General features: G+C 42.8%; 26 protein-coding genes and 1 pseudogene. 12 read left to right on the plus strand and 15 right to left on the minus strand.

Features of this window, described 5'->3' with window-relative positions; all coding sequences use genetic code 11:
• Positions 1-79: 79 nt before the first annotated feature.
• Both FD17_RS07435 and FD17_RS07440 read left to right on the plus strand, forming a co-directional pair.
• Positions 80-712 carry an NAD(P)H-binding protein gene (locus FD17_RS07435; RefSeq protein ID WP_057825172.1) on the plus strand — a complete coding sequence of 211 codons (633 nt, stop codon included), beginning with the start codon at positions 80-82 and terminating at the stop codon, positions 710-712.
• A 264-nt stretch (positions 713-976) separates the two neighbouring features.
• The gene (locus FD17_RS07440; RefSeq protein ID WP_057825174.1) at positions 977-2,311 is read left to right on the plus strand and encodes an ammonium transporter; all 1,335 of its coding nucleotides are present in this window, start codon (positions 977-979) and stop codon (positions 2,309-2,311) included.
• A 77-nt stretch (positions 2,312-2,388) separates the two neighbouring features.
• Here the strand turns inward: FD17_RS07440 and FD17_RS07445 are convergent, their stop codons facing one another.
• Positions 2,389-2,664, minus strand: a complete 276-nt coding sequence (locus FD17_RS07445; protein WP_057825175.1) for a helix-turn-helix domain-containing protein — start codon at positions 2,662-2,664, stop codon at positions 2,389-2,391.
• Positions 2,648-2,842, minus strand: a pseudogene (locus FD17_RS13565) (type II toxin-antitoxin system RelE/ParE family toxin); the annotation flags it as partial. The pseudogene FD17_RS13565 and the gene FD17_RS07445, both read right to left, overlap by 17 nt.
• Positions 2,843-3,147: 305 nt before the next feature.
• Between FD17_RS13565 and FD17_RS07450 the strand changes: the two are divergent.
• Both FD17_RS07450 and FD17_RS07455 read left to right on the plus strand, forming a co-directional pair.
• On the plus strand, positions 3,148-3,633 hold the full coding sequence (locus tag FD17_RS07450; RefSeq protein WP_057825177.1) for an 8-oxo-dGTP diphosphatase: 486 nt from the start codon (positions 3,148-3,150) through the stop codon (positions 3,631-3,633).
• 52 nt (positions 3,634-3,685) lie between these two features.
• Positions 3,686-4,576, plus strand: a complete 891-nt coding sequence (locus FD17_RS07455) for a diacylglycerol/lipid kinase family protein (protein ID WP_057825179.1) — start codon at positions 3,686-3,688, stop codon at positions 4,574-4,576.
• A gap of 332 nt (positions 4,577-4,908) precedes the next feature.
• On the opposite strand, the gene FD17_RS07460 is transcribed toward FD17_RS07455, so the two are convergent.
• The 5 genes from FD17_RS07460 to FD17_RS07480 all read right to left on the minus strand — a co-directional run bounded on the left by FD17_RS07460 (position 4,909) and on the right by FD17_RS07480 (position 10,689).
• On the minus strand, positions 4,909-6,330 hold the full coding sequence (locus tag FD17_RS07460) for an NAD-dependent succinate-semialdehyde dehydrogenase (protein ID WP_057825180.1): 1,422 nt from the start codon (positions 6,328-6,330) through the stop codon (positions 4,909-4,911).
• A gap of 192 nt (positions 6,331-6,522) precedes the next feature.
• Complete coding sequence (locus FD17_RS07465) at positions 6,523-7,872, minus strand: MFS transporter (protein WP_057825182.1); 1,350 nt, start codon at positions 7,870-7,872, stop codon at positions 6,523-6,525.
• Positions 7,873-7,952: 80 nt separating this feature from the next.
• Entirely contained in the window at positions 7,953-8,399 is a 447-nt protein-coding gene (locus FD17_RS07470; RefSeq protein ID WP_057825220.1) for a universal stress protein, read from the minus strand.
• A 71-nt stretch (positions 8,400-8,470) separates the two neighbouring features.
• Positions 8,471-10,066, minus strand: a complete 1,596-nt coding sequence (locus FD17_RS07475) for an Nramp family divalent metal transporter (RefSeq protein WP_057825185.1) — start codon at positions 10,064-10,066, stop codon at positions 8,471-8,473.
• Between the two features lie 149 nt (positions 10,067-10,215).
• Positions 10,216-10,689, minus strand: a complete 474-nt coding sequence (locus FD17_RS07480) for a MarR family winged helix-turn-helix transcriptional regulator (RefSeq protein WP_057825187.1) — start codon at positions 10,687-10,689, stop codon at positions 10,216-10,218.
• Between the two features lie 116 nt (positions 10,690-10,805).
• On the opposite strand from FD17_RS07480, the gene FD17_RS07485 reads away from it, so the two are divergent.
• Complete coding sequence (locus FD17_RS07485; protein WP_057825189.1) at positions 10,806-11,396, plus strand: NAD(P)H-dependent oxidoreductase; 591 nt, start codon at positions 10,806-10,808, stop codon at positions 11,394-11,396.
• 43 nt (positions 11,397-11,439) lie between these two features.
• On the plus strand, positions 11,440-12,309 hold the full coding sequence (locus FD17_RS07490) for a tyrosine-protein phosphatase (protein WP_082617168.1): 870 nt from the start codon (positions 11,440-11,442) through the stop codon (positions 12,307-12,309).
• Positions 12,310-12,360: 51 nt separating this feature from the next.
• Here FD17_RS07490 and FD17_RS07495 read toward each other — a convergent pair whose 3' ends face one another.
• Positions 12,361-13,218, minus strand: coding sequence for a helix-turn-helix domain-containing protein (locus tag FD17_RS07495; RefSeq protein WP_057825191.1), 858 nt, complete (start codon positions 13,216-13,218; stop codon positions 12,361-12,363).
• 173 nt (positions 13,219-13,391) lie between these two features.
• Here FD17_RS07495 and FD17_RS07500 point away from each other — a divergent pair, with 173 nt between their 5' ends.
• The 3 genes from FD17_RS07500 to FD17_RS07510 are packed head-to-tail and all read left to right on the plus strand — an operon-like array spanning position 13,392 to position 16,274.
• Positions 13,392-14,510, plus strand: coding sequence for an acyl-CoA dehydrogenase family protein (locus FD17_RS07500; RefSeq protein WP_057825193.1), 1,119 nt, complete (start codon positions 13,392-13,394; stop codon positions 14,508-14,510).
• Positions 14,511-14,521: 11 nt separating this feature from the next.
• On the plus strand, positions 14,522-15,295 hold the full coding sequence (locus FD17_RS07505) for an electron transfer flavoprotein subunit beta/FixA family protein (RefSeq protein ID WP_057825195.1): 774 nt from the start codon (positions 14,522-14,524) through the stop codon (positions 15,293-15,295).
• A 13-nt stretch (positions 15,296-15,308) separates the two neighbouring features.
• Positions 15,309-16,274, plus strand: coding sequence for an electron transfer flavoprotein subunit alpha/FixB family protein (locus FD17_RS07510; protein WP_057825196.1), 966 nt, complete (start codon positions 15,309-15,311; stop codon positions 16,272-16,274).
• Between the two features lie 327 nt (positions 16,275-16,601).
• On the opposite strand, the gene FD17_RS07515 is transcribed toward FD17_RS07510, so the two are convergent.
• The 7 genes from FD17_RS07515 to FD17_RS07545 all read right to left on the minus strand — a co-directional run bounded on the left by FD17_RS07515 (position 16,602) and on the right by FD17_RS07545 (position 23,721).
• Complete coding sequence (locus FD17_RS07515) at positions 16,602-17,324, minus strand: DUF4430 domain-containing protein (RefSeq protein WP_057825198.1); 723 nt, start codon at positions 17,322-17,324, stop codon at positions 16,602-16,604.
• A 17-nt stretch (positions 17,325-17,341) separates the two neighbouring features.
• A complete protein-coding gene (locus FD17_RS07520; RefSeq protein WP_057825200.1) occupies positions 17,342-18,388 on the minus strand; it encodes a prenyltransferase/squalene oxidase repeat-containing protein in 1,047 nt (348 codons plus the stop codon).
• Between the two features lie 13 nt (positions 18,389-18,401).
• Positions 18,402-19,109, minus strand: coding sequence for an ECF transporter S component (locus FD17_RS07525; RefSeq protein WP_057825202.1), 708 nt, complete (start codon positions 19,107-19,109; stop codon positions 18,402-18,404).
• Complete coding sequence (locus FD17_RS07530) at positions 19,099-20,763, minus strand: ABC transporter ATP-binding protein (RefSeq protein WP_057825204.1); 1,665 nt, start codon at positions 20,761-20,763, stop codon at positions 19,099-19,101. Before FD17_RS07530 ends, FD17_RS07525 begins: the two co-directional genes overlap by 11 nt.
• On the minus strand, positions 20,751-21,650 hold the full coding sequence (locus FD17_RS07535) for an energy-coupling factor transporter transmembrane component T (RefSeq protein ID WP_235803191.1): 900 nt from the start codon (positions 21,648-21,650) through the stop codon (positions 20,751-20,753). Before FD17_RS07535 ends, FD17_RS07530 begins: the two co-directional genes overlap by 13 nt.
• 96 nt (positions 21,651-21,746) lie before the next feature.
• A complete protein-coding gene (locus tag FD17_RS07540) occupies positions 21,747-22,346 on the minus strand; it encodes a pentapeptide repeat-containing protein (protein ID WP_057825207.1) in 600 nt (199 codons plus the stop codon).
• A gap of 1 nt (position 22,347) precedes the next feature.
• Positions 22,348-23,721 carry a cytosine permease gene (locus FD17_RS07545; RefSeq protein ID WP_057825209.1) on the minus strand — a complete coding sequence of 458 codons (1,374 nt, stop codon included), beginning with the start codon at positions 23,719-23,721 and terminating at the stop codon, positions 22,348-22,350.
• A gap of 328 nt (positions 23,722-24,049) precedes the next feature.
• Here FD17_RS07545 and FD17_RS07550 point away from each other — a divergent pair, with 328 nt between their 5' ends.
• Genes FD17_RS07550 through FD17_RS07560 form a run of 3 tightly spaced genes read left to right on the plus strand, consistent with a single transcriptional unit; the run spans position 24,050 to position 26,594 of the window.
• A complete protein-coding gene (locus FD17_RS07550; protein ID WP_057825211.1) occupies positions 24,050-24,787 on the plus strand; it encodes an ABC transporter ATP-binding protein in 738 nt (245 codons plus the stop codon).
• A complete protein-coding gene (locus FD17_RS07555; protein ID WP_057825213.1) occupies positions 24,765-25,934 on the plus strand; it encodes an ABC transporter permease in 1,170 nt (389 codons plus the stop codon). The genes FD17_RS07550 and FD17_RS07555 overlap by 23 nt, the downstream gene beginning before the upstream one ends.
• A 9-nt stretch (positions 25,935-25,943) precedes the next feature.
• Positions 25,944-26,594 carry a TetR/AcrR family transcriptional regulator gene (locus FD17_RS07560; RefSeq protein WP_057825215.1) on the plus strand — a complete coding sequence of 217 codons (651 nt, stop codon included), beginning with the start codon at positions 25,944-25,946 and terminating at the stop codon, positions 26,592-26,594.
• Positions 26,595-26,941: the final 347 nt, after the last annotated feature.

Raw genomic sequence — 26,941 nt, forward strand, 5'->3', positions numbered from 1 at the left:
CCCAATTTGAATTTTTCTTTTGCAATCTAGCCTTATATCAACCATAATTGAGGTAACGAGAGAAGAGGAGGATTCCACAATGAAAATTATCGTAATTGGTGCCACTGGCCGGGTTGGTTCAAACGTTGTTGAAAAGCTTGCAAAGCATGCAAATGACAAGATATATGCAGGTGCGCGCCACCCTGAAAGGGTTCCTGTTCATGATAACGTTACCCCATTTAAAGTAGATTTAACTGAAGATATGGACGATATCAAGGAAACTCTGCCGGAAGCAGACGCGATCATCTTCACTGCCGGTTCAGGCGGCCGGGATTTACTGAAAGTTGATCTCCATGGCGCTGTTAAGGCCATGCAGGCAGCGGAAGAAATGGAAATCAACCGGTTTGTCATGCTGAGTTCTAAAGGTTCACTGTCTCCTGATAATTTTAATGAATCACCTCTTGAAAATTACCTGATCGCAAAATACTATGCGGACGAGTGGCTGATTCACAACACCGACTTGGAATACACCGTCCTCCAACCAACCGCCTTGGTTGAAAAAAGCGGTTCTGGTAAAGTGACCCTTGGATCATATAGTACAAACGAAAACAGTATTGATAATGTCGCCGACGTTCTGATCGGTCTTGTCGAAAATCACGCGGGCATTAAAGAAGTCATTGAAATGAGCACCGGGAATGAGCCGATTCCCGAAGCAATCAACGAACTTGATTAACTAAATAATGATAGATCACAATTAAAGCAGCCCATCATCTTATGATGGGCTGCTTTTGTGTTAGCTTTACTTACATATACCAATTGCTCAATTAAACTTTTTTAATTAGAGACTGTGCCGCGAAAGCTGGCGTGGCGCCGGGGTTGGCATCGTTTTCAAGTTAATGAGGTGAATTCTAATTTTCTAACCAATTTCAAAAAAGACTGGACGTTTTAAAAAGATGATGTTAGAATTTATGACATTAAAAGAGAAGGAAGCGATGTTATGAATGCTGCAAATACTTCGTTCATGATTTTATCCAGTATTTTAGTATTATTCATGACTCCCGGACTAGCGTTTTTCTATGGGGGCCTGGTTTCAAAGCGAAATGTTGTTAACACGATGCTGTCAGTCTTTATTATGACAGGTGTCGCAATTGTTCTTTGGATTGTTATCGGCTATTCATTGTCGTTCTCAGGCGATATTGCCGGGATTATCGGAAATGTGAAGAACTTCTTCATGAATGGCGTTGATTTGACCTCATTGACGGCAACCAAGATCCCAACAGGTATTTTCTCAGTATTTGAAATGATGTTTGCTATTATTACACCTGCGTTGTTTGTTGGGGCAGTTGTTGGCCGAATTAAGTTTAACTTCTTACTAGTGTTCTTAATTCTTTGGTCAATCCTGATTTACTATCCAATGGTCCATCTGGTTTGGAGTCCTCATGGCATTCTTTACGGCCTTGGTGTTCTTGATTTCGCCGGTGGAACCGTTGTTCATATCAATGCCGGGATTACTGCATTTGTGCTTTCAGCATTCTTGGGTAAACGAGTTAAGTTTGGCGACATTCCTCATACTCATTACAATTTGCCTTGGGTCCTTCTTGGAACGACCATCTTGTGGATCGGTTGGTATGGATTTAACGCCGGGTCAGCATTAGGTGTTGATAATATTGCCGCTCAGGCAACAATTACAACCACTATGTCAACAGGAACCGCAATGGTCACCTGGATGATTCTGGACATGATCATCAGCGGCAAGCCTACTTTGGTCGGAGTTTGTACCGGTACCCTTTGTGGGCTGGTTGGGATCACCCCTGCCTGTGGCTTTGTAACGATCGCCGGATCATTTTGGATCGGCATGTTCTCAACATTTGCGAGTTACTTCTTCGTTAACTATCTTAAAGACCGAATCGGTGTCGATGATGCTTTGGATGCCTTTGGATGTCATGGTGTCAGCGGAATTGTCGGATCAATTGCCACTGGATTATTTGCCTCAAAATCCGTTAATCCGATTGTGACCCATAATGGTGCCTTCTATGGTGGCGGTCTCCATCAATTAGGCGTTCAAATTTTGGCCACCCTCGTAACCATCGTCTTCGTTGCAATTGCTGCTTCAGTGATCATCAAATTATTGAGTCTTGTAATGCCAATGCGGGTTAACCGTAAAGAAGAAAAAATGGGTCTTGATAAAGGTGAACACGGTGAGGAAGTTGATTACACCGTCGACATGAGTGATAACCTTGACGCATACAGATCTGATTTGAATCTCTACTCAAAAGAATTCAGAGGACAGTTGGGCGGACTGGATCCCAACAAAGATTCTCATGTACATTGATTAAAACATTCATAACAACTAATAATTGAGCCCCGAATTCACACCAATGAATTCGGGGCTCTTTTGAGATGCTACGTTTACTTAAACTCAATCACCAGCTGCTTGTCAACAGCCGCGGCGATCCTTTCCATATTTTTCATAGTAATATTGCCATCACCAGTTTCCCACCTGGCAATTGTCGACTGCGGAACACCGACTTTATCAGCAAGTTGTTGTTGCGTCAAACCAACCAATTTACGGAGATTGACGATGGCAACTGCATAGTCAAATTGTTGATTATAGTGTTCAAACTTTTCTTTGAATCCCGGACGGTCCTTACTCATTTGTTTAATCAAATCATCGGTTTGAGTCATTAAATTTCCTCCTTCTGTGCTTGGCTTTTTCAATTTCAGATTTAGGTGTCCTCTGGGACTTTTTGATGAATGTTTGCGTTATGACGTAATGTCCATTCATGGATTTAAAATACAACGAACGGCTTATGCTGTGGCTTAAATGTACTCTAATTTCATATAAGTTATGATCAAGTGGTTTGACCTGCGGTGGATAGTGATCTCAAAAATTTTCGAAACTCATCATAATTGTAATACTCAAATCTCATTTGATGGGCCTTAATTATACCGTATATGCTATAAAAAGTCTTTCTAAAAAATATATACGGAATTTAAAGAGAAATTCTTTTAAAAACTGAAGTATCTTCTTTTCCGGGAGCTTAGCGCTTTATACTACCTGCAATGATATCCACAATTATTGGACTTCATCCCTCCTTGTCCGCACATCACGTCTACCCTATACTGTAATTAAACAATCAAACGAAATCATAAAATGGAGGCTGCCAAATGACATATTCAAGGTCTGAATCAATCGAAATGGTCAATATGTGCATGATTTATAATGAAGAAACCAAGGAAGTCTTAGTTGAAGATAAAACCGATGTTGCCTGGAAATTCGGCCACACCTTCCCCGGCGGTCATGTTGAAAAAGGTGAGAGTCTTTATGATGCCATGGTTCGGGAAGTCTTTGAGGAAACCGGCCTCACTGTCAAAAATTTAGAGTCTTGCGGAACTGTTGAATGGTTCAACGACGAACCAGCTTACCGACGGGTGGGCTTCCTGTACCGCACCAGTGATTTCCAGGGAACTTTAAAACAATCTGATGAGGGAAAAAACTACTGGCTGCCACTGAAAGACTTGAACGAAGATAATACAGCCGAAAGTTTCATGAAATTTCTCCAAATTTTCACAAACCCCCATACTGTTGACGCAACTTCACCAGTTATGAACGGTCCGCTGACCATAATCCCCAAAGAAGACGATGAGGATTAATCAACATATAATATAGATGTAATCCAAATCGATCCTCTTGAGGAGGTGCAGCATGAACAATTATTTAATCATCTATAACGCCAATGCAGGAACAAGTGATAACGAAAAAATTGCAAAACAGGCTCAATCTTTCTTGGAAGAAAACGGCAAACATGTCACCCTGTCCAAAACAGCGTCACGTGATGATGCCGTTGAACAAGCCAAACTGGCCACAGACAAATATGACTGCCTTGTCACGATTGGTGGCGATGGTTCGATCAATACCGCATGTGAAGGATTTTTAACTGCAGGCAAATCCATCCCACTGGGAATCATCCCAGGCGGGACAATCAATAACTTTGCCAGAGCGCTCAAAATTCCTTTGGATACTGATAAGGCAATCCACAACTTGGTAGCCGGTAATCCAACTGAAGTTGATCTCGGAGCAATTAATCAGACGCCAATTATCAGCAGTCTGACACTGGGTCGATTAGCCGATATCGCCAGAAATGTGAAGGATGAGGATAAAAAACGCTTCGGGAAAATCATTTATCTCATCAAAGGTTTCAAAGAACTGTTCGCTAACCGATCTTATAAACTAAAAATCACAGCGAACCATCAAACCGAAACCTTGCGGGCGCAGATATTGCTCATCACCACAACCAATTCAGTTGGCGGCTTCGTTGCCTTCAACCCTGATGCTTCCTATGATGATGACTACCTCCACGTATTCCTACTAAAAAGCTTCACGCCAATGTCCCTGCTCGCTTACCTGAGCTACTTCATTACGGGTAACTTAAAGAATGCCAAAGGAGTTCGATACTTTAAAACTCAAACACTTACAATTGAAGGATTATCAAAACGTGACATTCAGGCCCGAATTGATGGTGATCCGGCAATGTCACTGCCTATTACAGTGAAAACAAAGGCGGACTTTTTGCAGGTTGTTGTGCCGAGAAACTAAAAAATCGTCAATCATAAATGTGATTGACGATTTTTTTGCACCGCTTCAGTTCTGCTTCTCCATAGATACAATGTGCAGCAAAAGGCTGATCCCTGACATTTAACTAAAATAACCAGTCGTAATGTGCACGAACTGCACATCACAACTGGTTATTCCGTCAATGCTCCGACGGCGTGAAACGCCTAGTATCTAAACGGTTTGCTTCAGTTTGCCGAAACGAGTTCCACAAACCATTTCCGTTTAACACAATAACCGGAGGTAATGCGCATGAACCACGCATTACCTCCGGTTATTCCGTTAATACTCAAGATCTAAACGGTTTGTTACACTCTCTATTCTGGGTCTGCTGCTACCAAACCACCTGCTGGGTTAGCCAAGTTAGGTTTGTCAGTCTTAACGATTAATTGCTCGTTAACAAAGGCCATCTGACCAATGTGACTCATTTCACGGCCGTAACCTGAAAGCTTTACACCACCAAATGGTAATTCAGGCAATGTTGCCATGAAGTTATTAACGAATACCATTCCAGTTTCGATTTGTGATGCAACTTCGGCACCGTGGTCAGGATCGCCGGCAAAGACGATTCCACCAAGTCCGTAAGGGTTGTCGTTGGCAAGATCAATTGCTTCTTGCTCACTGTGAACCTTGTATACAGCAGCGATTGGGCCAAACATTTCTTCGCTGTATGCTGGGTTATCTTTGTCAATATCAGTCAAAATTGTTGGCATGAAGAATTGACCTGGTAAGTCAATGTGTTCGTTACCATAAACAACTTTGGCGCCGGCAGCAATTGCGTCGTCCAACTGTCCTTGAAGCTTGTTCTTTGATTTCTCAGTGTTCATTGGAGCTAAAGTTGTCTTAGGGTCCATTGGATCGCCGGGCTTCAAAGCAGCAAACTTCTTCTTCAAGTTTTCAACAAATTCATCATATACGTTGTCCATAACGATGAATCGCTTGGATGAAGTACATACTTGACCATCGTTGTAAATCCGTGCACGCCATGCGATGTCATTAACATCATCCATGTTGGCATCGCCTAATACAACGAATGGATCCATTCCACCAAGCTCCATTGTGTTCTTCTTGAGTGCTTTACCAGCAGCTCCGGCAACGGCTGTACCGCCACGCTCGGAACCAGTTAAAGCAACGCCTTGAACACGAGGATCGTCGATTGCTTCAGTAACTTGATCATATGAAAGGAACATGTTGGTTAAGGCGCCTTTAGGTGCGCCAGCTTCGGCAACAACATCGGCAAACATCTTAGCTGATGTTGGGGTGTTGGCAGCATGTTTCAAAATCATCGGGTTCCCTACCATAAAGTTAGGTGCAAACACACGCATAATTTGGTAGTAAGGGAAGTTCCAAGGTTCAACCATCATAACAACACCGGTTGCGTGATGTTGAATTTCAGCATCACCAGTGGCAATGGTATCAATCTTTTCTGGCTTTAATAAGTCCTCACCATGATCAGCAAACCAATCAGCGATGATGGCAACAAGTTCAACTTCACCTTTTGATTCGCCAATTAATTTACCCATATCAATCGTACAAGCACGAGCTAATTCATCTGAGTGCTCACGCAGCTTTGCAGCAACGTTGTGAAGAATCTTAGCTCTTTCGGAAATATCTTGTTTCTTCATTGATTCATATAAATCGTGACCAGTTGCTAATGCAGATTGCAACTCATCCTCGGTAGCATTGGGATACTCCTTTACAACTTCATTGTTGAAAGGATTAACAGTACGATATGCCATTATATAACCTCCTAAATTTGGATAAACCTGTAACGTGTAAATAAATCGTCCAGACATTTTAACATCCAAATATAGAATATCATGCAATGTAAGCAGATACAACAAAATACATTGTGATTTACAAAACGGTTAACCAATTCAATAGTCAACGTATGTTACTTATAAAAATCGTTTCCATTTCACAAAAAAGAATTATGCATAAACTGGGTTTTTCTTCGTATCTTTAATCTTGAACACTAAAATAATGGCAATAATTTCCAAGATAAGAAAGGTCAAAAAGACACCATTAAAGTTCTTGTCGCCTAAGACAACTGTTGCGATAACAATCGCCGTTGACCCCATAATCTGTCTGATCGTTGCAATAATTGAGGAACCATGGGGAATCAAGTCATTGGTTAATGAGTTGGCTCCCAAAGTGGTTGCGGGCATCATCGCAAAAGCGTTTCCTGATTCAATGATGATTGAACAAATAATTGCGATCCAAATACTGTTAAAGCTGGAAAAAAGCAGCAACCCTGCCCAACCGATAATAAACAGGCCAAAGCCAATCATGATGACCGGCTTAAAGCCAATCCGGTCGGCTAATCGGCCACTTCGCCGATTTAACCATGACAAAACGGCGGCCGCGGGTACCAATGATAGGCCTGACCACAACGGTGTGAGGCCAAGAACCTGCTGATAGTATAGCGGCATGACAATTGTGACAGTAATTAACGACATGTAGGATAAAGATGTTAAGGCCACTCCCAGATCAAAGTTAGTGATTGAAAGAATATCCAACCGTAACAATGGCTGAGGCATCTTTAATTGACGACGGACGAACAGTACCAGCAAAATCAGCGACACAATCAGAATCCCCCAGTTCCAGTAACTGGTTAAGGTCATATGAGAAATTTCGTTGATAAAGTACAAAAGCCCAATAATTCCTAAGGACATGAATACCGAAATAAAATCAAATCGGGTTGATTCGATCTTCAATGGACTCACAACGGTCTTGAGTGCCAACAGGAATACGATTGTTAAAACAATTAAGAAAAACGCAAAAATGGCTTCCCACGGGAAGAATTGCAGCAAAACACCCGAAATAATTGGGCCGACTGCCAAAGCCGAGCCCATCACCAGGCCAACGGTTCCCATAACCGATCCACGGTGTTCAGGTGATGTTATTTCAAGAATGATTGATTGATATGATGGGAACAGGACACCAACGCTGAATCCTTCCATCAGTCGGCCAACCATCATTACAAGAAAGTTGGGTGCCCAAATGATAATCAACGTTCCAATCACGAAGTTCACCAGCAATGCTAAATATAATGGCTTAAACTTAAAATTTTTCATCAACCATGGTGATAGCGGCATAACCACTGACATGATCAGCATAAAGCCAGTCGTCAACCATGCAATTGTACTGGCTGGTAAATTAAAATACCTCATAAATGTTGGATAAGCCGTTGATAGCGAGGACTGGCTGATCGACATGGTGAACGTCCCCAAAAGTAATGTGGCAATGAACCACTTGCGGCTTTTTTCTGTAAGTTCCAAAATGATTCCCCCTATACTGTAATTATGAAAATAGGACCGGAAAGTCATCTTTCCGATCCCTTTGAAAAAAGTTTGAATAATTAACGTACAATCATGACTGAAATTGGTGAATACTTAGCCATGTATGCAGCTTGAGAACCAAAGTACTTACGAACGCCGGTCTTAGAAAGTGAACCGACAATTAACAAATCAGCATTGGTGGCGGGAATAACCCGTTTAACGATTGTTTCGCCAGGGTCACCTTCATCAATAACCGTATCAACTGCCTTTACACCAGCGCGCAAAGCTAATTGACGATAACCTTCAATATGCTTTGCAAGAGCAGAGCGTTCCCCATGGACATAATCCTTACTCAATGCTTGGAAGACATTAACGTTATCTTCTTCCATGATTGAGGTAATGATCAAGCGTGCATCCGATTGACGAGCCTCGCGAATTGCGTATCGAAATGCCAGTTGAGCATCTTCTGAGTCATCAACACCAACTAAAATCCGTTCAAATTTTTGACCGCCTGATTTATTTGCCATTTTGTAACATCCCTTCTTTAATGATGAATCTTTTGGGTACAAATGAAATTCTCTTCCAATTGCTTATTATACTATTTTTTATCGGTATTGGCTGCTTGGCTTTGAGCTGCAGCAGCTTCTGCTTCAAAACGCTTGTTACTCTTGTAAATATCCCAAACCATCCATACAAGTAAGGCAACAACCAGGAAGATAACGAAGTATGAAATGTTATCAGCTGTGGCCAACGCACTCTTAGATGCATTGTCACCGGCAAAAGCTTCAAATTGGCCTGGAAGTCCTTTCATATTCAAGAAAGTCAAAGCAACGACAGAGACCCAGCCAAGAATTCTAACGATCCACGAGTTCTTAAACCGACCGTGCATTTCAAGTGAGTTATTGGTAAACATCAGTAACGGCAACATTGAGAATGGCAAAGCAAACGCCAGAAATACTTGAGAATTGTTCATCAAAGTATTCAAAGCCTCATGCTGTTGAATTGGCGATTCTCTACCAGTCATTGCAACACAGATCAGAACTGGGATAACTGAGATTAATCGGGTTACCAAGCGACGGAGCCATAATGGCATCTTCATATGAATGAAACCTTCCATGATAACCTGTCCGGTTAAGGTACCGGTAATGGTTGAATTTTGACCTGAAGCCAACAATGCAACGGCAAACAGGATTGACAGAATACCAGACTTCGCAACGGCAATTAAGAGCCCATTACTCAATGTAGAAGGATCTGACAAAGCTTGGAACAAGCCGAAGAATGATGGGTCTTTAACGGCCCCACTCTTAAATACAGCAACTCCCATGATTAGCAGAAGTGAGTTAACCAGAAAAGCCATTGATAATTGAATGTTTGAATCCCAAGTAGAGAAACGAACAGTGCGGGCAACATCTTCTTCATCACTGTGATCAACCTTACGAGTCTGAGAAACAGCGGAGTGAAGATAAAGGTTATGGGGCATAACCGTGGCACCAATGATTCCAAGAGCACCGGTCAACGGTGTTTGGCCGCCAACGTGAGGTGATGATGAGAATGTCTCACCGTTTGGAATAAGTCCCTTGAAGACACCGAGCCAGTTTGGATCTGAAAGTGCAACTTCATAAGCGAAGACCACAAAGATAACACAGATCAAACAAACAACAATTGCTTCGATTTTTCGAAAGCCAATCTTGGTCAACAGCAATAATAGCAAGACATCAAATACCGTAATAAAGACTGAAATGACCAATGGAATATGGAACAACAGATACAAGGCAATCGCAGCACCAATAACTTCGGCAATATCAGTTGCCATAATTGCTAACTCGGTTAAAATCCATAACACATATCCAAGTGATTTGCTGGTTCTGGCACGAATAGCCTGAGCTAAATCCATTTGAGTCACAATGCCCAGTTTAGCCGCCATATATTGAAGCAACATGGCAATTAAACTCGACATTAAGATAACGGACATCAGCAGATATTCAAAATTTTGACCACCGGTGATTGAAGTTGACCAATTACCGGGATCCATGTAACCAACAGCAACTAATGCGCCTGGTCCGGAATAACCAAATAATGTTCTCCAAAAACCTTTTCCTTTTGGAACAACAACCGTCCCGTTAATTTCTTCCAGCGAAGGTCCGTTGGCATAATGAATCAAATGTTCTTTTTTGGACTTTTTTTCTTCTGGCATTGCAGTACCTCCCTAATGTTTTGTACAAATCTAATGTTAGCATTATTTTGAGAGATGTAAATCTTTAATTAGGGATACCTAACTTTCTTTTTGAAAGTAGTTTATATAGATTTTTGGTGTGGCAAGGAAGAAAACGGTTACTGAATTCGTTATATTTTTTCGCGGATCTCGTTCAATTCACTCATAAAGTTTGCAAACTTTTCTAATTCATCCTTTGAGTAATGATCAGCCAAATGTTCTAATTGATTTTCTTCCTCAAGATGGTAATTTGTATGAATCTGATTAATGGCTTTGCCTGTCTCGGTCAGCCGGACAAATGACTCCTTTTTATTTGTTGGCTGATGAAACTTCTCAACAAGGCCTTTAGATGCAAGCTTATTAACCACTTTGGAAACGGCTCCCTGGGTTAACGGGACCTGCTCAACAATTTCAGAAATTTTGATTCCCTCAGCAGACTGCACAGCACGCATGACGTGAAGGTCGTTAATCGTCATTTCTGCAGTTGTATTTGAGTCTATTTGCTGATTTTGGTTGATCAGTTCAAGAATATGATCATCGATGTCATGAGTTCTAAAAGCCTCAAGCTGTTCTCGAATTATTTCAATTGAATTTTTTCTTTTCATTTTAAATTCCTCGGAATATATATTGACAATTCTCTACATTTGCTTATACTAATTATATTCCTTGGAATACATTTTGAACAGAGCAAACTTAAGCAACGAAAAAACGAGGTAAACAAATGAAAACAGTGATTATTTTTGACCACCCCTACACCCTCTCTGCGAGCCACAATGAGCCTCACAATCGAAGTTACAGTGCCGCTGTCGCTCAGAGCACTGTTGACTATTTAACAATAAAAGGCGGTGAGGTAGACATTATTGACTTGAATAAAGACGGTTTCGATCCTGTCATGCATCCTGAAGACTTGACTGCTTGGCGCACCCGACAATCAATCAACGCTCAGGTTGATGATTATTTTCAACGGTTAATGACCGCTGATCAAATCATCTTTATTTTCCCAATCTGGTGGGAAGTTATGCCGGCAATGACAAAAGGCTTCATCGACAAAGTATTCAGCAAAAATCGAATGATCTCGAAAAATCCTCGGGTTGTCTTACCCAAGAATCCAGTCATCAGGATATTTACGATTGCCGGGACCCCAACCCTGTTGTATCGATTAAAGTACGGCAATCCAATCATGAAGGCTCTATCCAGAGGAACGTTTAAAAAAATCGGTCTCAAAAAGATCAAGTGGCATAACTTTAATGCAGAAGACGAGTCACCGAAAAAACGCCAAGCTGATCTGAATCAAATCCAAAAATATCTGTAGTCTTCACCCGATCGCCATATAATAGATGTAGAGGGGGTGCAAGATGAAACGTTTCATTCGAATCATGGGTGTTGGACTGGTGTCAGCGTTTATTGCGACAGGCTTTTCTGCAGTTAACGCATCCCGCAAGTCTTCCCCGCTTGGCACCCACATTTCCTTGAAGGCAACGGATAACACCCGCGACTTGGGTGGCATTCAGGCAAAAAATGGCCAGCATATTCGCAAATATCGATTAATTCGTTCGGATGCCCTCAACAAATTATCAGCTCACGATAAATGGAAACTGCAAAAACAGCTTCGGGTTAAAGTTATCTTGGACTTTCGCTCCAAAGGCGAGATCCACAATGCTCCTGATGCAACGTTGCATGGGACTCGCAATAATCGCTTGAGTGTCATGGCGAACCCAAACTTTGGGGTTCACACAACTGCTCAATACATCCATGAACTCGCGGGTAAACAGCCCAACAATATGGAACTGTTTTATCAAAAAATGGTCACTCAGCCCCACAGTATCAAAGCTTACCGAACAATGTTCAGATACCTGCTGAAACAAAGGTCTGGTGGAATTTTATATCATTGTACCTATGGCAAGGATCGGACAGGAATTGCCACCATGCTGATTCTTTCCAGCCTGGGGATTCCCAAAACAACCATTATGAAGAATTATCTGGCTTCCAATCGATATTTAAAATCAGTTACGAATCGCGAATATCGCCAAATGAGACGCCACACCCATAATCGAAAAGTATTGGCAAATCTCAAACGATCCCGTTCAGCCAAGGCGGCGTATCTCAATGCTGCCTATTCCGCAATCTATCAGCAATCCGGGTCCATTAAACATTATCTTCGAAGTCAAATGCACCTATCCGCGAACGATATTCAAAAGCTTCGCCATTTATACCTAAACAAATAAAGCATCGAAAGGCCTTGTCACTAATCCGTGACAGGAAGCTTTCGATGCTTTTTATTGAATACTGTGATTATATGAATCGATTTGTTTGAGCAAATTATTATTTTTATTGAATCTGGCAAATGCTGTGGCATCGTTGATAAGTTCAACAAACCGATCTGTTTTGCCATTAACTGAATACTCATTCTCCGCCAAATGATACTGTGCCCGAGCAACGTAGAAAGTGACGTGTCGATCCGAACTGAGATTAATCAGCGACTGCAGCAACATATTACTGGTATCCATTTCATTTTGAGCCGAGTAAAAATTACCAGTGTAAAACAACATGGTCAATGACTTCCAAACCGAATCCACATCCGTATTTGAAATGGTCTTCAATCGTTTTGGCATCTTTGAAAAATAAAATTCTGCTTTATCAAAATTTCCGGCCTGTTGATACGAGATACCCATCCCGACGTATGCCAGTGGTGAATATACGGTTGTATGTGACTCATCATAGCCGTTAAGAATCTGGTCGAAGCAAAAAATAGCGTCCTCAGAGCTGCGATTGCTCAGGGCAAGCGCATATCCTCTGATAAATAAATATTCCATTTGAATTTGTTTGTCATCAATTGATTTTATGTCCAGTGACGACAAAATATCCAATGCTTCATCATATTCGGTTGTAATGAGATCAAATTCAGCCCGCTGAAGCTCATCGCGAACAGCCGAATCCTTGTCCGATTGACTGGGGAAAATGTCGCTGAGTGACAACCCAAGCCTTTGGCATAGCTGTGTCAGAATCTTTGTTGAAATCATCTTACCGTTATTCTCAAACTTGCTGATTGTTGCCTGGGTACAGATCCCCTTGGCTAGCTCACTTTGGGAATAGCCCAATTCTTTTCGGCGCTTAATAAACTTTTCAATGTCCATTATTAGCTCACCACCTGATTTTCAAATATCTTAATGGCTTAATATTACCATAATATATAAATTCGAACCACCCATTACCATAAATATTATGAATTTATATTGACAAAAGGAATAATTAAATATATAATTTTGGAATATAAGTTATTGTGAAAGTATGCACAGGAGGACTTAATATGTCGATAACAATTGAACAAAATAAAATGCTTATTCAAATGATCAAAGAATTTACTGCCAATGAACTGGCCCCACTCGATATGGATATTGACTCACGTGGTGACTATCCTGACGGACTTTTTCAAAAGGTCGTCAAAACCGGTCTTTTAGGAATGACCCTTCCCCGTGAATATGGCGGAGCTGATTTTGACTATGTTGCCGCATCCGAAGCCCTTGAGAAAATGGCCACAGGTAATGCTTCAATGGCAGTTACCCTTGAAGGCCATTTCAAAACCATTGAGCAGTTTATCAAATATGGGAATAAAGCATTAAACGACAAGTACCTCCCAAGTGCATCCAAACGAATCTTTGCCTTTTCAATGACCGAACCATCAGGCGGTTCCAATCCCAAAGGCATCGCTACCCGAGCAATCAAGCAGGGCAGCAACTGGGTGATCACTGGTGACAAAATTATGATCACTAATGGCGGCCTGGCTGAAGTTTATTGTGTGCTTTCCAAGACTGAAGACGATCAATTGGCAATCTTCGTGGTTGATAAAGATATGCCAGGATTCAAATTTGGGAAACGAGAAGATTTCATTGGTCTTAAGGGTGTTCCGGTTGGTGAGGTCGTTCTTAATCACGTTGTCGTTCCCGACAGCCATTTACTCGGTGTTATTGGTCAAGGGCTTGAAATTGGTGACAATGCTCATGCCGATGCCCGTGTATTGATGGGAGCCGTGTTGGCCGGAATTACGGAACATGAATTACAGACCGCAGTCAGTTATGCCAAAGAACGAAAAGCAATGGACACCCCACTTTATCAACTTCAGGTAACCCAGGAAAAAATTGCCGATATCGCAATTGCCAAACAAAACATCCAAGCGCTTTATCAAAAAGGCGCCAATGACAAAGTTGCCGGCAAACCATATGCCGAAGTAGCAGCAATGGCCAAATCTTATGGCAGCCGTTCTGCTGTTGCAGCCGGTGATAAAGCCCTCCAGATTCTTGGCGGGTACGGCTACAGCCACGAGTATCCAGTTGAACATCTTATCCGCGATGCTCGGGCCATGGAACTGGCTGAAGGAACCATTGAAAAAATGAACTTAGAAATAACAAACGCAGAAATTGCCAAGTAAAGGAGTGCCCTATGAAAATCGTTGTTGGAATTAAACAGGTCCCAGAGACCGATTCAGTCAAAATTGATCCAAAGACAAACAACTTGGAACGTTCAGGAATTCAGGGAATTATCAATCCGTTTGATAAGAACGCAATTGAAGCTGCCCTTCAGCTGCGTGATCAAGCTGGTGGTGAGGTTGTCCTCTTGAGCATGGGTCCTGACAGTTACACATCTTCTCTTCGAGATGGGATGGCAATGGGTGCTGACAAAGCAGTTCTGGTAAGCTCACGTGCATTTGGCGGTGCCGACACATTGGCAACCGGATATACTTTGGCCAAAGCCGTTGAATCCATCGGTGACGTCGACCTTGTCTTGTTTGGCCGCCAATCAGTTGATGCCGATACCGGTCAGGTTGGCCCAATCGTTGCAGAATTTTTGAGTGTCCCCCAGGTTACTTTTGCAGAAACAGTTAGCTTGGAATCAGAAAACACCATTATTGCAAAGCGCCAATTAGATTCAGCTGTTCAAGACATCAAGCTCACTTTGCCAGCCGTCATAACGGTTCGAAAGGAACTCAATAACCCCCGTTATGAAACGCCGGTTAACATGAAAGAAAGCTTCGAAAAACCAATCACCGTTTGGACCGAAGCGGATTTAAACCTTGATCCATCACAGATTGGCCAAGCGGGATCGCCGACTTCAGTAACCAATGTATATGCACCAACCAAAGAAGTTAAGAAGACAACCATTTTACCGGAAGATCCTGTTCAAGCTGTTTCTGAACTGCTTGGCAAATTGGACTGAGAGGAGCGTCATCATGGATAATAATGAAATTTGGGTATATGTAGAAACCACTGGTTCAAAGATTGAGCCAACCAGCTTACAGCTGATTACCAAGGCCAAGGCAATTGCTGACGGTCGAAAAGTCGTTGCGGTTGTTCCGGAAACTTCCTCAATCAACGCAGAAACGACTGTGAAGGAATACGGACCTGATCAGATTAAAACGTTGGTGGACGATCATTTTGCCCACGCAACCGATGAAGAAATCGCTGATGCCTTATTCCAGGTCACCGACAAAAACCGCCCAGATAGTCTCCTGTTCCCAGCAACAATTTTGGGAAGATCAATTGCTCCCCGGCTTCAAGCTAAACTGGGAACCGGCTTAACCGGTGACTGTCTTGATATTTATTATCAAGATGGCCTGCTGGTTCAGGTCAAGCCAACTTATGGTGACAATGTAATGTGTGATATCGTCTGCCCTGACAGACGGCCTCAAATGGTGACTGTTCGGCCGAATACTTTCCGAGCTGAAAAAGGCACTGGCGGCGCAACGGAAATCGTTCAATCAAAATTCACCTTCCACAAAGAAGCCAACAGTGAGGTAGTCGCAACCGACCCAATCATCAACAGTTCATCAAAATTAGACGATGCCAAAGTTGTCATTGCCCTTGGTCGTGGCGCATACAGCGACAAAAACATCAAATTAGCCCAAGATTTGGCTGCCAAGCTTGGTGGCATGGTTGGGGTCTCCCGGCCACTGACTGATGAACCTGAATTCAGCCATGATGACCAAATTGGGATTGGTGGTGCCAGCCTTTCAGCTGACTTGTTGATCAATTTAGGAATTTCAGGTGCTGTTCAATACACAGTTGGTATTAAAAATGCAAAAAAGATTGTGTCAGTCAACATTGACAAGGATGCACCAATTTTTGACGAATCAGACTTTGCCTATGTGGGCGATGTAACTGATTTTTTGAATGCACTATTGAAACAGGTAAGATAATCATTTATTAAAAAGAAGCAGGCCCCAAAACAATGACGTTTTGGAGCCTGCTTCTTTTTGATATTCAATTATTTTTCAATGGCTAAAGCCTTCGCTGGGTTTCACCATCCCTTTTACTTGGATGAAACGTGTTCGAAGGCTCAGATGCTAATTTCTAAGGGGGTTTGGACTAAAACCCATGAACCGGATTTCAGCATCCCTTTATTTGGATGAAACGTGTTCGAAGGCTCAGATGCTAATTTCTAAGGGAACTTGGACTAAAACCCATGAAGCGGGTTTCAGCCCAAGTTCCCTTAGAAACCGCATCTACCGAGCCTTCTCACACTCTTACCCAGCAGGACTCCACCCATTAACAGTGAAGTACCAGTGCACTTTGTCCCCCGGCTTAATCAGCTTATCACCTGCAGATTTATCGACGTACTTGCCATTAACTGAATACATCCAACCGCTGCCGGCTTTAACGTCATTTTCTTTCAGTCCATTAATCGCACTGACGTATATTGCCGGACTGCTGGTGTACTTGATTCGCAAATTTGTTTGTTCCAACAGCGTAAATGCCGTCGTCTTCTTGGTAATATGAAGATTGCCTGAATAAAACAGCTTCTTGTATCCGGATACCTTCAGATAGGCCTTCCCAGTATATTTTGAGGAAGCTTTTTTAGTTGCCCGAGATTTGTTAGCATGGCTCTTAGGCTTTGAAACGGCAACTTTATTCGAAGTGGCAGTCTTGGCCTGATGACTCGACTTGCTTTGGTTGGCGTGCTTTTTTGCTGGTTTTGTTGATGCAGAGCTTCCGTCAGCCTTGCCTGCAGCTTTATTAGCAGCCTTGTGGTGTGTCTTTGATGATTTACCAGTCGACTTTTTTGATTTTGGCTGGCTGCTCGATGCCGCTGAACTTGAAGACGATTTTGACTGACTGCCGGAATCCATCTTGGCTGCTTTCTCAGTTCTTGCCTGTCGCTGATTATGGCTGGCAACGACTTCCCTAACACCGAAAGCTAATCCCAACACCAACAAAAGTCCAATGACAATGCCAATTCCTTTTTTCATAAACTCATCCTTTAAAATTACTTAATTGAATAGACAGAACGATGTGCTAAAGCCTGACGGTATGCCGCATTTGCCAAATTAACCTGACCAACACCCAAAGTCTGGGTAGTGGCACCTTTAATTGATCCGGTAGAACGAACATAGCCTAACATCGCGCGCATTGGCGAAGTTGTTTGACCTGACTTGAAGTAGCCATTTACGAATTTAACAGTATTTTGCTTAGTCGAAAAAGCGATGATTGCTTCAGCGGTTGAGTTGGCATTAGGATACGTTTTTCCTTTAAATGCGTAACCAAATGCGCCATTTGAATAAACTGCATCCTTGAGGTAACTTTGACCCTTCACAATTGCAGACTTAGCTGACGAGGCGACTGATTTCCCACGAGCCAACGCGGTTACGGCCATAGCAGTGGTATCACTGTCTGCACTGGAAGCCTGATTGTTGTATGCCCAGCCGTTATTGCTCAATTGGTTCTTCACGATCAGCTGACTTAAACCGGCTTTCGAGAACTTGGCATTTGCAGGCCGCTTGTATGCGCCCGTTGAGAGAGCAATCAACGCCTGGCTTTGAACATTAACCGTCTGCTTGGTCATTGAGCGGTGATAAAGAGCGCTCACCAAATTCAAAGTGGTTTTTGAGCCTGATTTCCGCAGCTTTTGTGGGTTCAGTCCGACTGTCTTAATGGCAACAATTGCACTTGCCAATTCAGCTGGGGTACTCTTCTTATTCAATATAAGGGTGTTTGCAACGCGATTACGTTGAGTCTTGGTAAACTTGTACCCCAAGCCTTTAAGCCCCAGAAGGAAGTCTGAATAGCCGTATGCAGCACCACTGGTCGGATAGGCTTTCTTACTAAATATGTAACTGGTCTTGCCTGAAAATCCAGTTCGATTCTTAACCAGCATCTTCTTGGCATAACTGTAGACAGCCTTGGCTTTTGAAGACTGGTAAGCACTGGAAGCTGTCTTAACTCCGGCAGCATGCACAGTTGTCAGTGGTGCAGCAGCTCCTGCCAACAATAATCCGGTCATTGATAAAGTGATTAATTTTTTCATTTTCATCATTTAGTCCATCCCTTTACTTTTTTGTCGGTAAAAATTGATACTTCCGATCCAGCCGTGCAAACAACTTTTCCCATGGCTGATACAAAAGCGTAATCAACACAATATTTGAAAGTGCGTGATAAAGATCAAACAAAGCACTGTTTGCAAATGCCAAAATAAAACCCTTTATGCTTAATGGCGAAACGTACTGAAGGGCAAACCAGAGATCCATAATCCAGCCAAAGAAGAACCCCCATGCACCGCCAAAAAGCACCATGAATAACAGATTTTTTCGTAGCTTGGTGGTACCGATGAGTCCGGACGTCAATCCCATTAACCCCCAGGCAAACATCTGCCATGGGGTCCACGGCCCTTGACCCATAAACATATTTGAAACCAGTGCCGTGGTGCTTCCGGTAACAAATCCCAATTCCGGCCCCATAGAAATGCCACCAACAATAATGACAAAGCTGGCTGCCTGAATACTTGGCAGAGCAGCAAATGGAACCCGGCCGGCAACCGCCAGAGCAACCAGAATCGCAACAAACATCATTGTCTGGGTTTTTAACGGCTGTTTTTCAAACTTCCAATACGCTGGTAGGATGCTGCAGAGTAATACCATAAAACTAAATAACAAATAATGTTTGTTATGAAGCAGCATCATCAGGGTCAAAAAGACCCCGATCAGTATGAAAACAAATAACAATTGACTAACAAAAACAGTCTTTGACTTATGAAACATGCTTACTTGTCCCTTCTGAAACTGAATTAACATCTTCCGGCATGATTGCCATCGGGACTTGAACCCGCAACAACCGGTTAATTGACGTTGTAAAGAAAAAGTTGTTGGCAAAAAATTCCCTGGTTGGCAGCACGGTATTTAAATGACCATCAAACATAAATGCACAGTGTTTGGAATAGGCGGCACTAAACTCCATGTCATGACTTGCCATCAAAATCGTCATACCTGATGTGTTGACCTCCTGAAGAATCTGACCCAAAAAATGCTTGGTGTATGGATCAAGTCCCTTTGTCGGCTCATCTAAAATCAGCAATTTTGGTTTCGCTAACAGTGCCAGTGCAACGCCAAGCAACTGCTGCTGACCGCCACTAATATCAAATGGGCTCTGATCTGCCACTGCAGACAAATGTAGGCGGTCAATCATCATTTTAGCTTGTTTGTCAGGAAAATCCAATCTGAGTTCATGTGCCTGCTTCATCAGTTCTTTTTCAACCGTTTCTTCACCAAACTGCAGCGAAGGTGTTTGGGACAAAAAAGAAATTGTCTGAATTCGGCTGGCGGTTGGGATTTTCCACACAACTTGATTGGCCACTTTTGCCTTGCCGTGTTGGGGAATCCGCAAGCCGGCTAAAATACTGAGGAGTGTCGACTTTCCAGAACCATTTTTGCCGACAATCGATAACCAATCCCCGGATGAAATCGTCAAATCAAGGCGGTCAATTACGTTTTGCTGCTTATCAAAGGAGAAAGTTAAGTTTTTGGCAGTCAACATATGATCCTCGGAAACTGCCGGAATTGTCGGTTTTATGGCACTCACAAATTTTATTTTTTCGTCACTAATGCGCTTCTGGCCCTCAGCAACCGAAATCGGTAATTTTGTTAACTTTTTGTTTGTGTCTAAGAAAAGATGTGAAACTTGTGGAACAAAGTACTGCAGCTGAGAGTCGGCGGCCATTTTGGCTATTCCTACACGGGGGAGACCATCAAAGGACACGTGCCGTCCCTGCAATAAGATCAATCGATCCGCAAATGCCAGAACGCTTCCCAGGTGATGTTCAGTCATAACAATCGTAATGCCCAGTTCTTGGTGAACCCGGTTAAGCACTTCAAAAAAATGTTGAGTCGATAACGGATCCAATTGGGCAGCCGGCTCGTCCAATAAAATGACTTCAGGTCGTAAGATCAAAACGGAAGCCAGGTTGACCAATTGCAACTGGCCGCCTGATAGGGCTTCGATGGATTGGTGAAGGAGTTGGTCGAGACCCAGATAATTTGCCAGTTCGGCAATCCGCCGCTCAATTTCATCGCTGGGTTCACCAACGTTTTCCAGGGCAAAAGCCAGCTCATCAATCACGGTCGACATAATCGGCTGGATGGTGGGATCCTGGGCGACATAACCCACTACTTTGGCGCTTTCAAGTTTGGATAGTTTCGAAATCGGTTTTTGATTGATCAAAACCTGCCCTTGACGATCACCGTTTGGAACCAATTCTTTTTTAAAATGGTTGATTAATGTGGTCTTCCCACTGCCTGTGGCGCCTGCAATCACGACAAATTGGCCGCGGTTAATCACCAGATTGACGTCATCGATAACCGGCGTTTTCTGGTCAGGATATGTGAATGTCAGATGATCGACTTTAATTAATTCGTCCATAAATGATACACTCCTTCGGCAACCATTGGGAAAATCAATAACCCAATAAGCAAGCCCACTCCCAGTAGGTCGCCCGCCAGCCAAAATAACGAAAATTGGGCAACCGAATCCGACCAACCAATGTGATTAACACGCGCGGCAACAATCCCTAAGAATATCAAAATGGAAAGCCCGAGGAAAAGCCAGTCGGTCATGTGCCAGCGATATGTACGATAATGACTGCGTTTGCCTGCTCCAAATCCCCTGGCATCCATTAATCTGGCAGTTTCCATCCCGGAAGCAAGCGAATCTTCCAACAGAATTTGGAGAAGGTGCCCGGCATTTTTGATGCGCACAACAAATGACCCTTTGGCCAGATCGATATTTCGGGTCTTTTGCAGCATGGATAATTGATGGAAATTTCTGATAAACGACTTGACCAAATTGGCCGAAATCACCACGAGCAGGCCAAGCTTCGGCGTTACAGCTGAAAATACATAGACCAGTTTATTTGGCGGTAAAATAGCATTTAACAACCCAAATGCCATCAACATCTGGACCAACATCAGGCCCATCACGGCACCATATAACAACGCTGGAGCAGTTAACTTGAAAGTTAAAGAGCCAATCGTCAACCGCCACAAGATTGGTCCGAAACGTTGATTCAACAGACAATTAAAAAGAACAATTGTTAAAAATAAAAACAAACTCATTTTAAGCTGACGCCAAACCGCCGATCCTCCCAGATAAAGAAGGGACGTAACGGTCAATCCGGCAAAGCCAAATACAGCGATTGAAGGATGATTAAAAAGGAGCAGTGCAACGACGACTTCCAAAAAATAAATTGCCGCAACAGCTGGATGGACTCGATAGAAAAAAGTCATCCGAATCGGTAATTTATTCATCATTGCACCACTCCTTTCAAATCAAAATTGCTCCGAGTAATTATTATATCATCAGCAACCGTTTGAAATTCAGGGAATTTTCAAAACATTTTATTAGATTTAATCTTCGACAATCACACCAAGCATTGCCACAATCTGGCCAGCCTGCCATGGATTGATCGTTAATCCTTTGATCAGTTCTGGATTAACAATCAGATCGTCAAAGGTCGCTTTCGACAAATCGATCCCTTTCATGCGGGTATCTAAGAAGTCGATTTGGTTAACTTCACAATTGTTAAACGACAATCCCTTTTTGACAGTCACAGCTTGAAAGCTACTTTCAACCAAATTGGAGTCCATAAAGAAACTATCTTCCAATTTGGTTTCACTGAAGTTGGCGTAATGGAGGTTGGAATCATGAAATTGGCACTTCTTGATGAGCGTTTCCATTGAAAAGTCGGCACCCATCAACTGCACATTGGTGAACTTGCAGTTGGATAAATAGCTTTTATGAAAAGTCGCGTTCAAAAAGTCGCATCCCTTAAATTCCACATAGCCCCAGTCACTACCGTCAAAGTTACTCTGTTCAAATTTACAGTGATCAAACACAACGTCGTTAATCCGGATTAATTCGTTGGAGACCGTGAAGGTACAGTTGTCATATTCATTGTCCGGTTCAATGTCATCCAGACTCATTGTCTGCTTAGTAATTGTTGCCACATTAATCCTCCTGAAGATGACCGTGGGATACCATTTTGCTGACGGCTAAATACACGATAGCTGCAATCAGCATCGAGATAAAAGTGGCACCCACAGAATCGGCTAACACAGCCACGGTTTTAATATATCCATATGCCAGAACGGCGATTAACCACGAAGCAATCGCAATCCAGTTAATGCCGCCGGTATACCAATATTTACCAGTCCGTGAGGCGAAATGGGCAACGTTGTATTTCCGGTTGGCAACAATATAAAAGTCAGTTAAGAAAATGGCAATTTCAGGTCCAAGGAACATCCCAATCCCATCAAGGAACGCGGTAAAGACATTCAGAAAAGTCGAGTAGAAGATTGGAATAAAGGTCACAAAGACCGCCACAATTGTGACTGAAACAATGCTGAAGGTCAGTGACAGACGCTTGGTCATGTTGGTTAAAGCAGATCCGGCCGACATCAAGTTAACCGCGTTGGCAGTTGTACTGGTAATGATGATAACCAGCATTGCCAAGACACCAAGCCCCAACTTGCTGGCAATTGTTGATGGATCGGAATTGTTGGCATCAAAATGATTCAAAGTGATGGCTGTGGCGATTGTGGAAATAATCCCAATCATCGCAAACCAAATCAATCCCAGGTTGGCGCCGAAAAATGGTGCCCAAGTCGAACTTGAACGCTTTTTGGAAAACCGGGTAAAATCACTGGCTGCAGTTACCCAAGCGAGGTTAAACGCTGCCAATACATCGACAGCCTGACCCGGTGTCATCTTAAGAGCTGCAGGAGCGTGCCAGGAAACGATTTCTGACAATGACACATTTTGAAAGACAACAATCGATTCCCAGATTACCAGGATGAAGACCAGGATAATCCCAATTCGTTCAATGATTCGAACAGATTTTTCACCCATTGAGATACTAAGTAGATGCAGAATACTCATGACGACAATTCCGGAAATTAGTCCCTTGAGACCACCCGGCTTGCCATAGACCGGCCAGCCCAACACATCATGAAGAATATAACTAATGGAAGTTGCGGCAATAAATGTGTTCACGGCTGCCCAGCCAATAAATTGAACCACATTAATGACTGATGGCAGATAACTTCCTTTGAGCCCAAACGATGCCCGGGTTAAGGCCATCGCCGGCAGTCCGGTCTTATATCCCATATAACCGGAAAGTGCCAACAGGAAATATGTAATTACCCCAACGATAATCAAAGTGGTTGAAGCTGTCATAAATCCACAGGCAGCAATTACCCCACCAACATACCAGGTCCCATTATTTGCGTTGGCGCCGACCCACGTTGCGAACATGTCCCAATATGATTGATGGCGATGTTCCTTGGGGATTGATTCAACGCGGCCAAAACTCTTGTCTTCCATGATTGATCTCCTCTTGTTGTCCTTTATTTAGTACCCAGCTGTCTCAATTGGTTCCGATCATTCCCGTCTTGAATCGCACTCAAACAAAAAAATGCACTTCGTCTCAGACAGAGTCGAAGTGCATCTTTATCCAGACTATCACTGGTAAAAAACAACATTCATTAATGGCTTCCTTGACAGACTCGCTGGACTATTTAAAGGACTAAATTTTAATGTCATTATACGTGAGACCAGAAAAAAATGCAATTTGTGAGTTGACACTCACCTCTAATGAGTTATACTTGATTTGTAAATGAGTTAGCACTCACTCACTAGAGGAGGAATCAATATGGATGCAGTTGTAACAGTTACTCACGTAGATAAAAGCTTTAATAAAAAGCGTATTTTACACGATGTCAATTTGACAGCTTCGGCACACGAAATTCTCGGCTTAATCGGTCCGTCAGGTGCCGGGAAAACAACCATCATTAAAAATATTATGGGAATGGAGCAGCCCGATGACGGTGAAGTCACCATTTTCGGTAACAAGATGCCTAACCGTCAAGTTCTACAGCGAATTGGCTTTATGGCCCAGGACGATGCCTTATATGACAGCTTAACTGGCCGAGAAAACCTCAAGTTCTTTGCCCAGTTGTTTGGTGTTAAGAAAGATCAACTCAACGAACGAATCGAGTATACGGCTGGCGTTGTTAATCTGAATCAGGATCTAGGTAAACGGGTTAGCAATTATTCTGGCGGAATGAAGCGCCGATTGTCACTGGCGATCAGCCTTATTCAAGACCCAGACCTTTTGGTTTTGGATGAACCAACTGTTGGGATTGATCCGGAGTTGCGTCGTCAAATTTGGGATGAGTTAAGAAAGTACGCCAAGGATGGCAAATCTATCATCATTACCACTCATGTGATGGAAGACGCCGCCGAATGTGATGAACTCTTGATGATTCGGGAAGGCCACATCATCACCCATGGCTCCCCTGACAGCTTGGAAAAGGAATATAACGTTGATAATTTGGAACAAGTCTTTTTGAAAGCGGGGAAATCAAATGAGAATTCTGACAATAACTAAACGAATCTTTGTAGAAATGTTTCGTGACAAGCGAACTTTGGCATTGATGTTTGTCGCACCGCTGTTCATTTTGTCATTGATGTATTTTCTCTTCCAATCAAACACCAACACGGTTGCCGACATCGGAACCTACAACGTCTCAAGTTCACTGGTCAAAACAATTGATAACAAGCACATCAAGATTCATAAAATGTCTTCGGATGTTTCCGCAAAGAAGACTATCCGTGACAAAGACTACGCCGGCTTCATCAAAAAAACCGACGGCAGGTTGATTGTGACCTATCAAAATGCCGATCAAAATAAAACGGGGATTATTAAAAAATCCGTTCAAATGGCATTAATCAAAACACAAATCAAAGAACTCGCTGCAGCTACGAAAAAGTCCAAAGCAGGCTTGATGAAAATGCAGGCACAGCTGCAACAGATTAAAAAACAGCTTCCAGCTTCAATCAGCGGCAGAATTCCAGCAGCTTCCGCACCCAAGAATATGCAGAAACCAAGCAACCTGAAGTTGACCCAACACTATCTCTATGGCAAGAGTAATTCGTCATTCTTTACAACGATGCTGCCGGTCTTTCTGGGGTTCATGGTGTTCTTCTTTGTATTTCTGATTTCCGGAATTTCGCTGTTGAACGAACGAAACTCCCGAACACTGGATCGACTCCTGGCGACGCCGGTTAAACGAAGCGAAATTATCTATGGATATCTATCAGGATATGGTGTCGTGGCAATCATTCAAACGGCCATCATCGTTCTCTTCTGTATCTATGTCTTGGGAATCGAAATTCTAGGAAGTATTTGGGTGGTTTTGCTGATATGTTTTGCTTTGGCAATGGTCGCCCTTTCGATGGGACTATTCGTTTCAACATTCGCCGCATCGGAATTCCAAATGGTTCAATTTATTCCCATTATCGTTATTCCCCAAATCTTCTTCTCCGGGTTAATTCCAGTCGCCAACATGGCCGGCTGGCTACAGGCAATCGCCCACATCATGCCACTGTATTATGGTGCCAGCGCACTGACTGATGTGATTCAAAAACAAGCCAGCTTTTCAGCTGTCATCCCTCAATTCTCTGCTATCCTGGTATTCTTACTCGTATTCATCGTCTTGAATATGATCGGGATGCGCAAGTATCGGAAAGTGTAGGTGACAGGCATGGCTTCAACTTCGATCGAATCATTTTATTCAGAAGATATCGACTCCACAAAGGAGTTGCCACGAAAACAAAAGCAGGTGCTCAAGGCCTGCCTGGAATTATTTGCCTCCAAGGGCTTTGAAGCAACAACTACAGCCGACATTGCGAACAAAGCCGGTGTCAGTCAGGGAACTGTGTATAAGCGATTCAAAACCAAAGAACAGCTCTTGCAAGCTGTTGTTCATCCCCTGTTTTCAAAGACCATTCCCAGGGCAGCCAAAGAGTTTGCTGAAGACATTAATCAATATAAATACGACACCTTGGCTGATTTTCTAAAACCAACTTTGCATAACCGGCTGACATTTGCGACGGAAAACAAGCAGATTATCAAAATCTTGTTCATGCAGGCTGCAAATGATCCCAAGCTTTTGAATGAATTTGTTGTTCCAATCAAAGATGTCCTCACCACATCCATTCCAAAAGTCATCGACAAATTAAAAGCCAGAAACTTACTGGTTGACTGGGACACCCCAAGGATTATGGAGTATGTTTTATCAATTGGTGCCGGCTTTGGTGCCCAAATTATTTTATTCAACAGAAAGCTCGATTTGGATACCGTCATCGACCAAGCCGTCGAGTTTTTGGTCAAGGGCCTTTCACCTGATCAATAATTTAATTTGGTTAATTGGTTGACAATCATTAGAAGGTCGACTATCATTATCATTAAATTTTAATGCTAGTAAATTAAAGCTCTGAAGAGAAGAGTAATTAGCGAATGAACCCTTAGAGAATCCGGCTGGTGAAAAAGGATGGTTCTTAAGTTAATGAACATGAACTCTGAATAGCGGTTTCAAGTTAACGCTTTAAACCCGGGTGCGACCGTTACATCGCCGAGTATCGAAGTCTGGTACTTTCAGAGGTGTTGGTTGTGAAATCAATACAAATTCAGGGTGGTAAAGCGAAACATTCGCCCCTCCGTCAGATTAATTCGGCTCTTCGTCAACTGTTGTTGGTGAAT

It is taken from the genome of Lentilactobacillus sunkii DSM 19904 (genome assembly GCF_001435575.1).
GTDB classification, from domain to species: Bacteria; Bacillota; Bacilli; order Lactobacillales; family Lactobacillaceae; genus Lentilactobacillus; species Lentilactobacillus sunkii.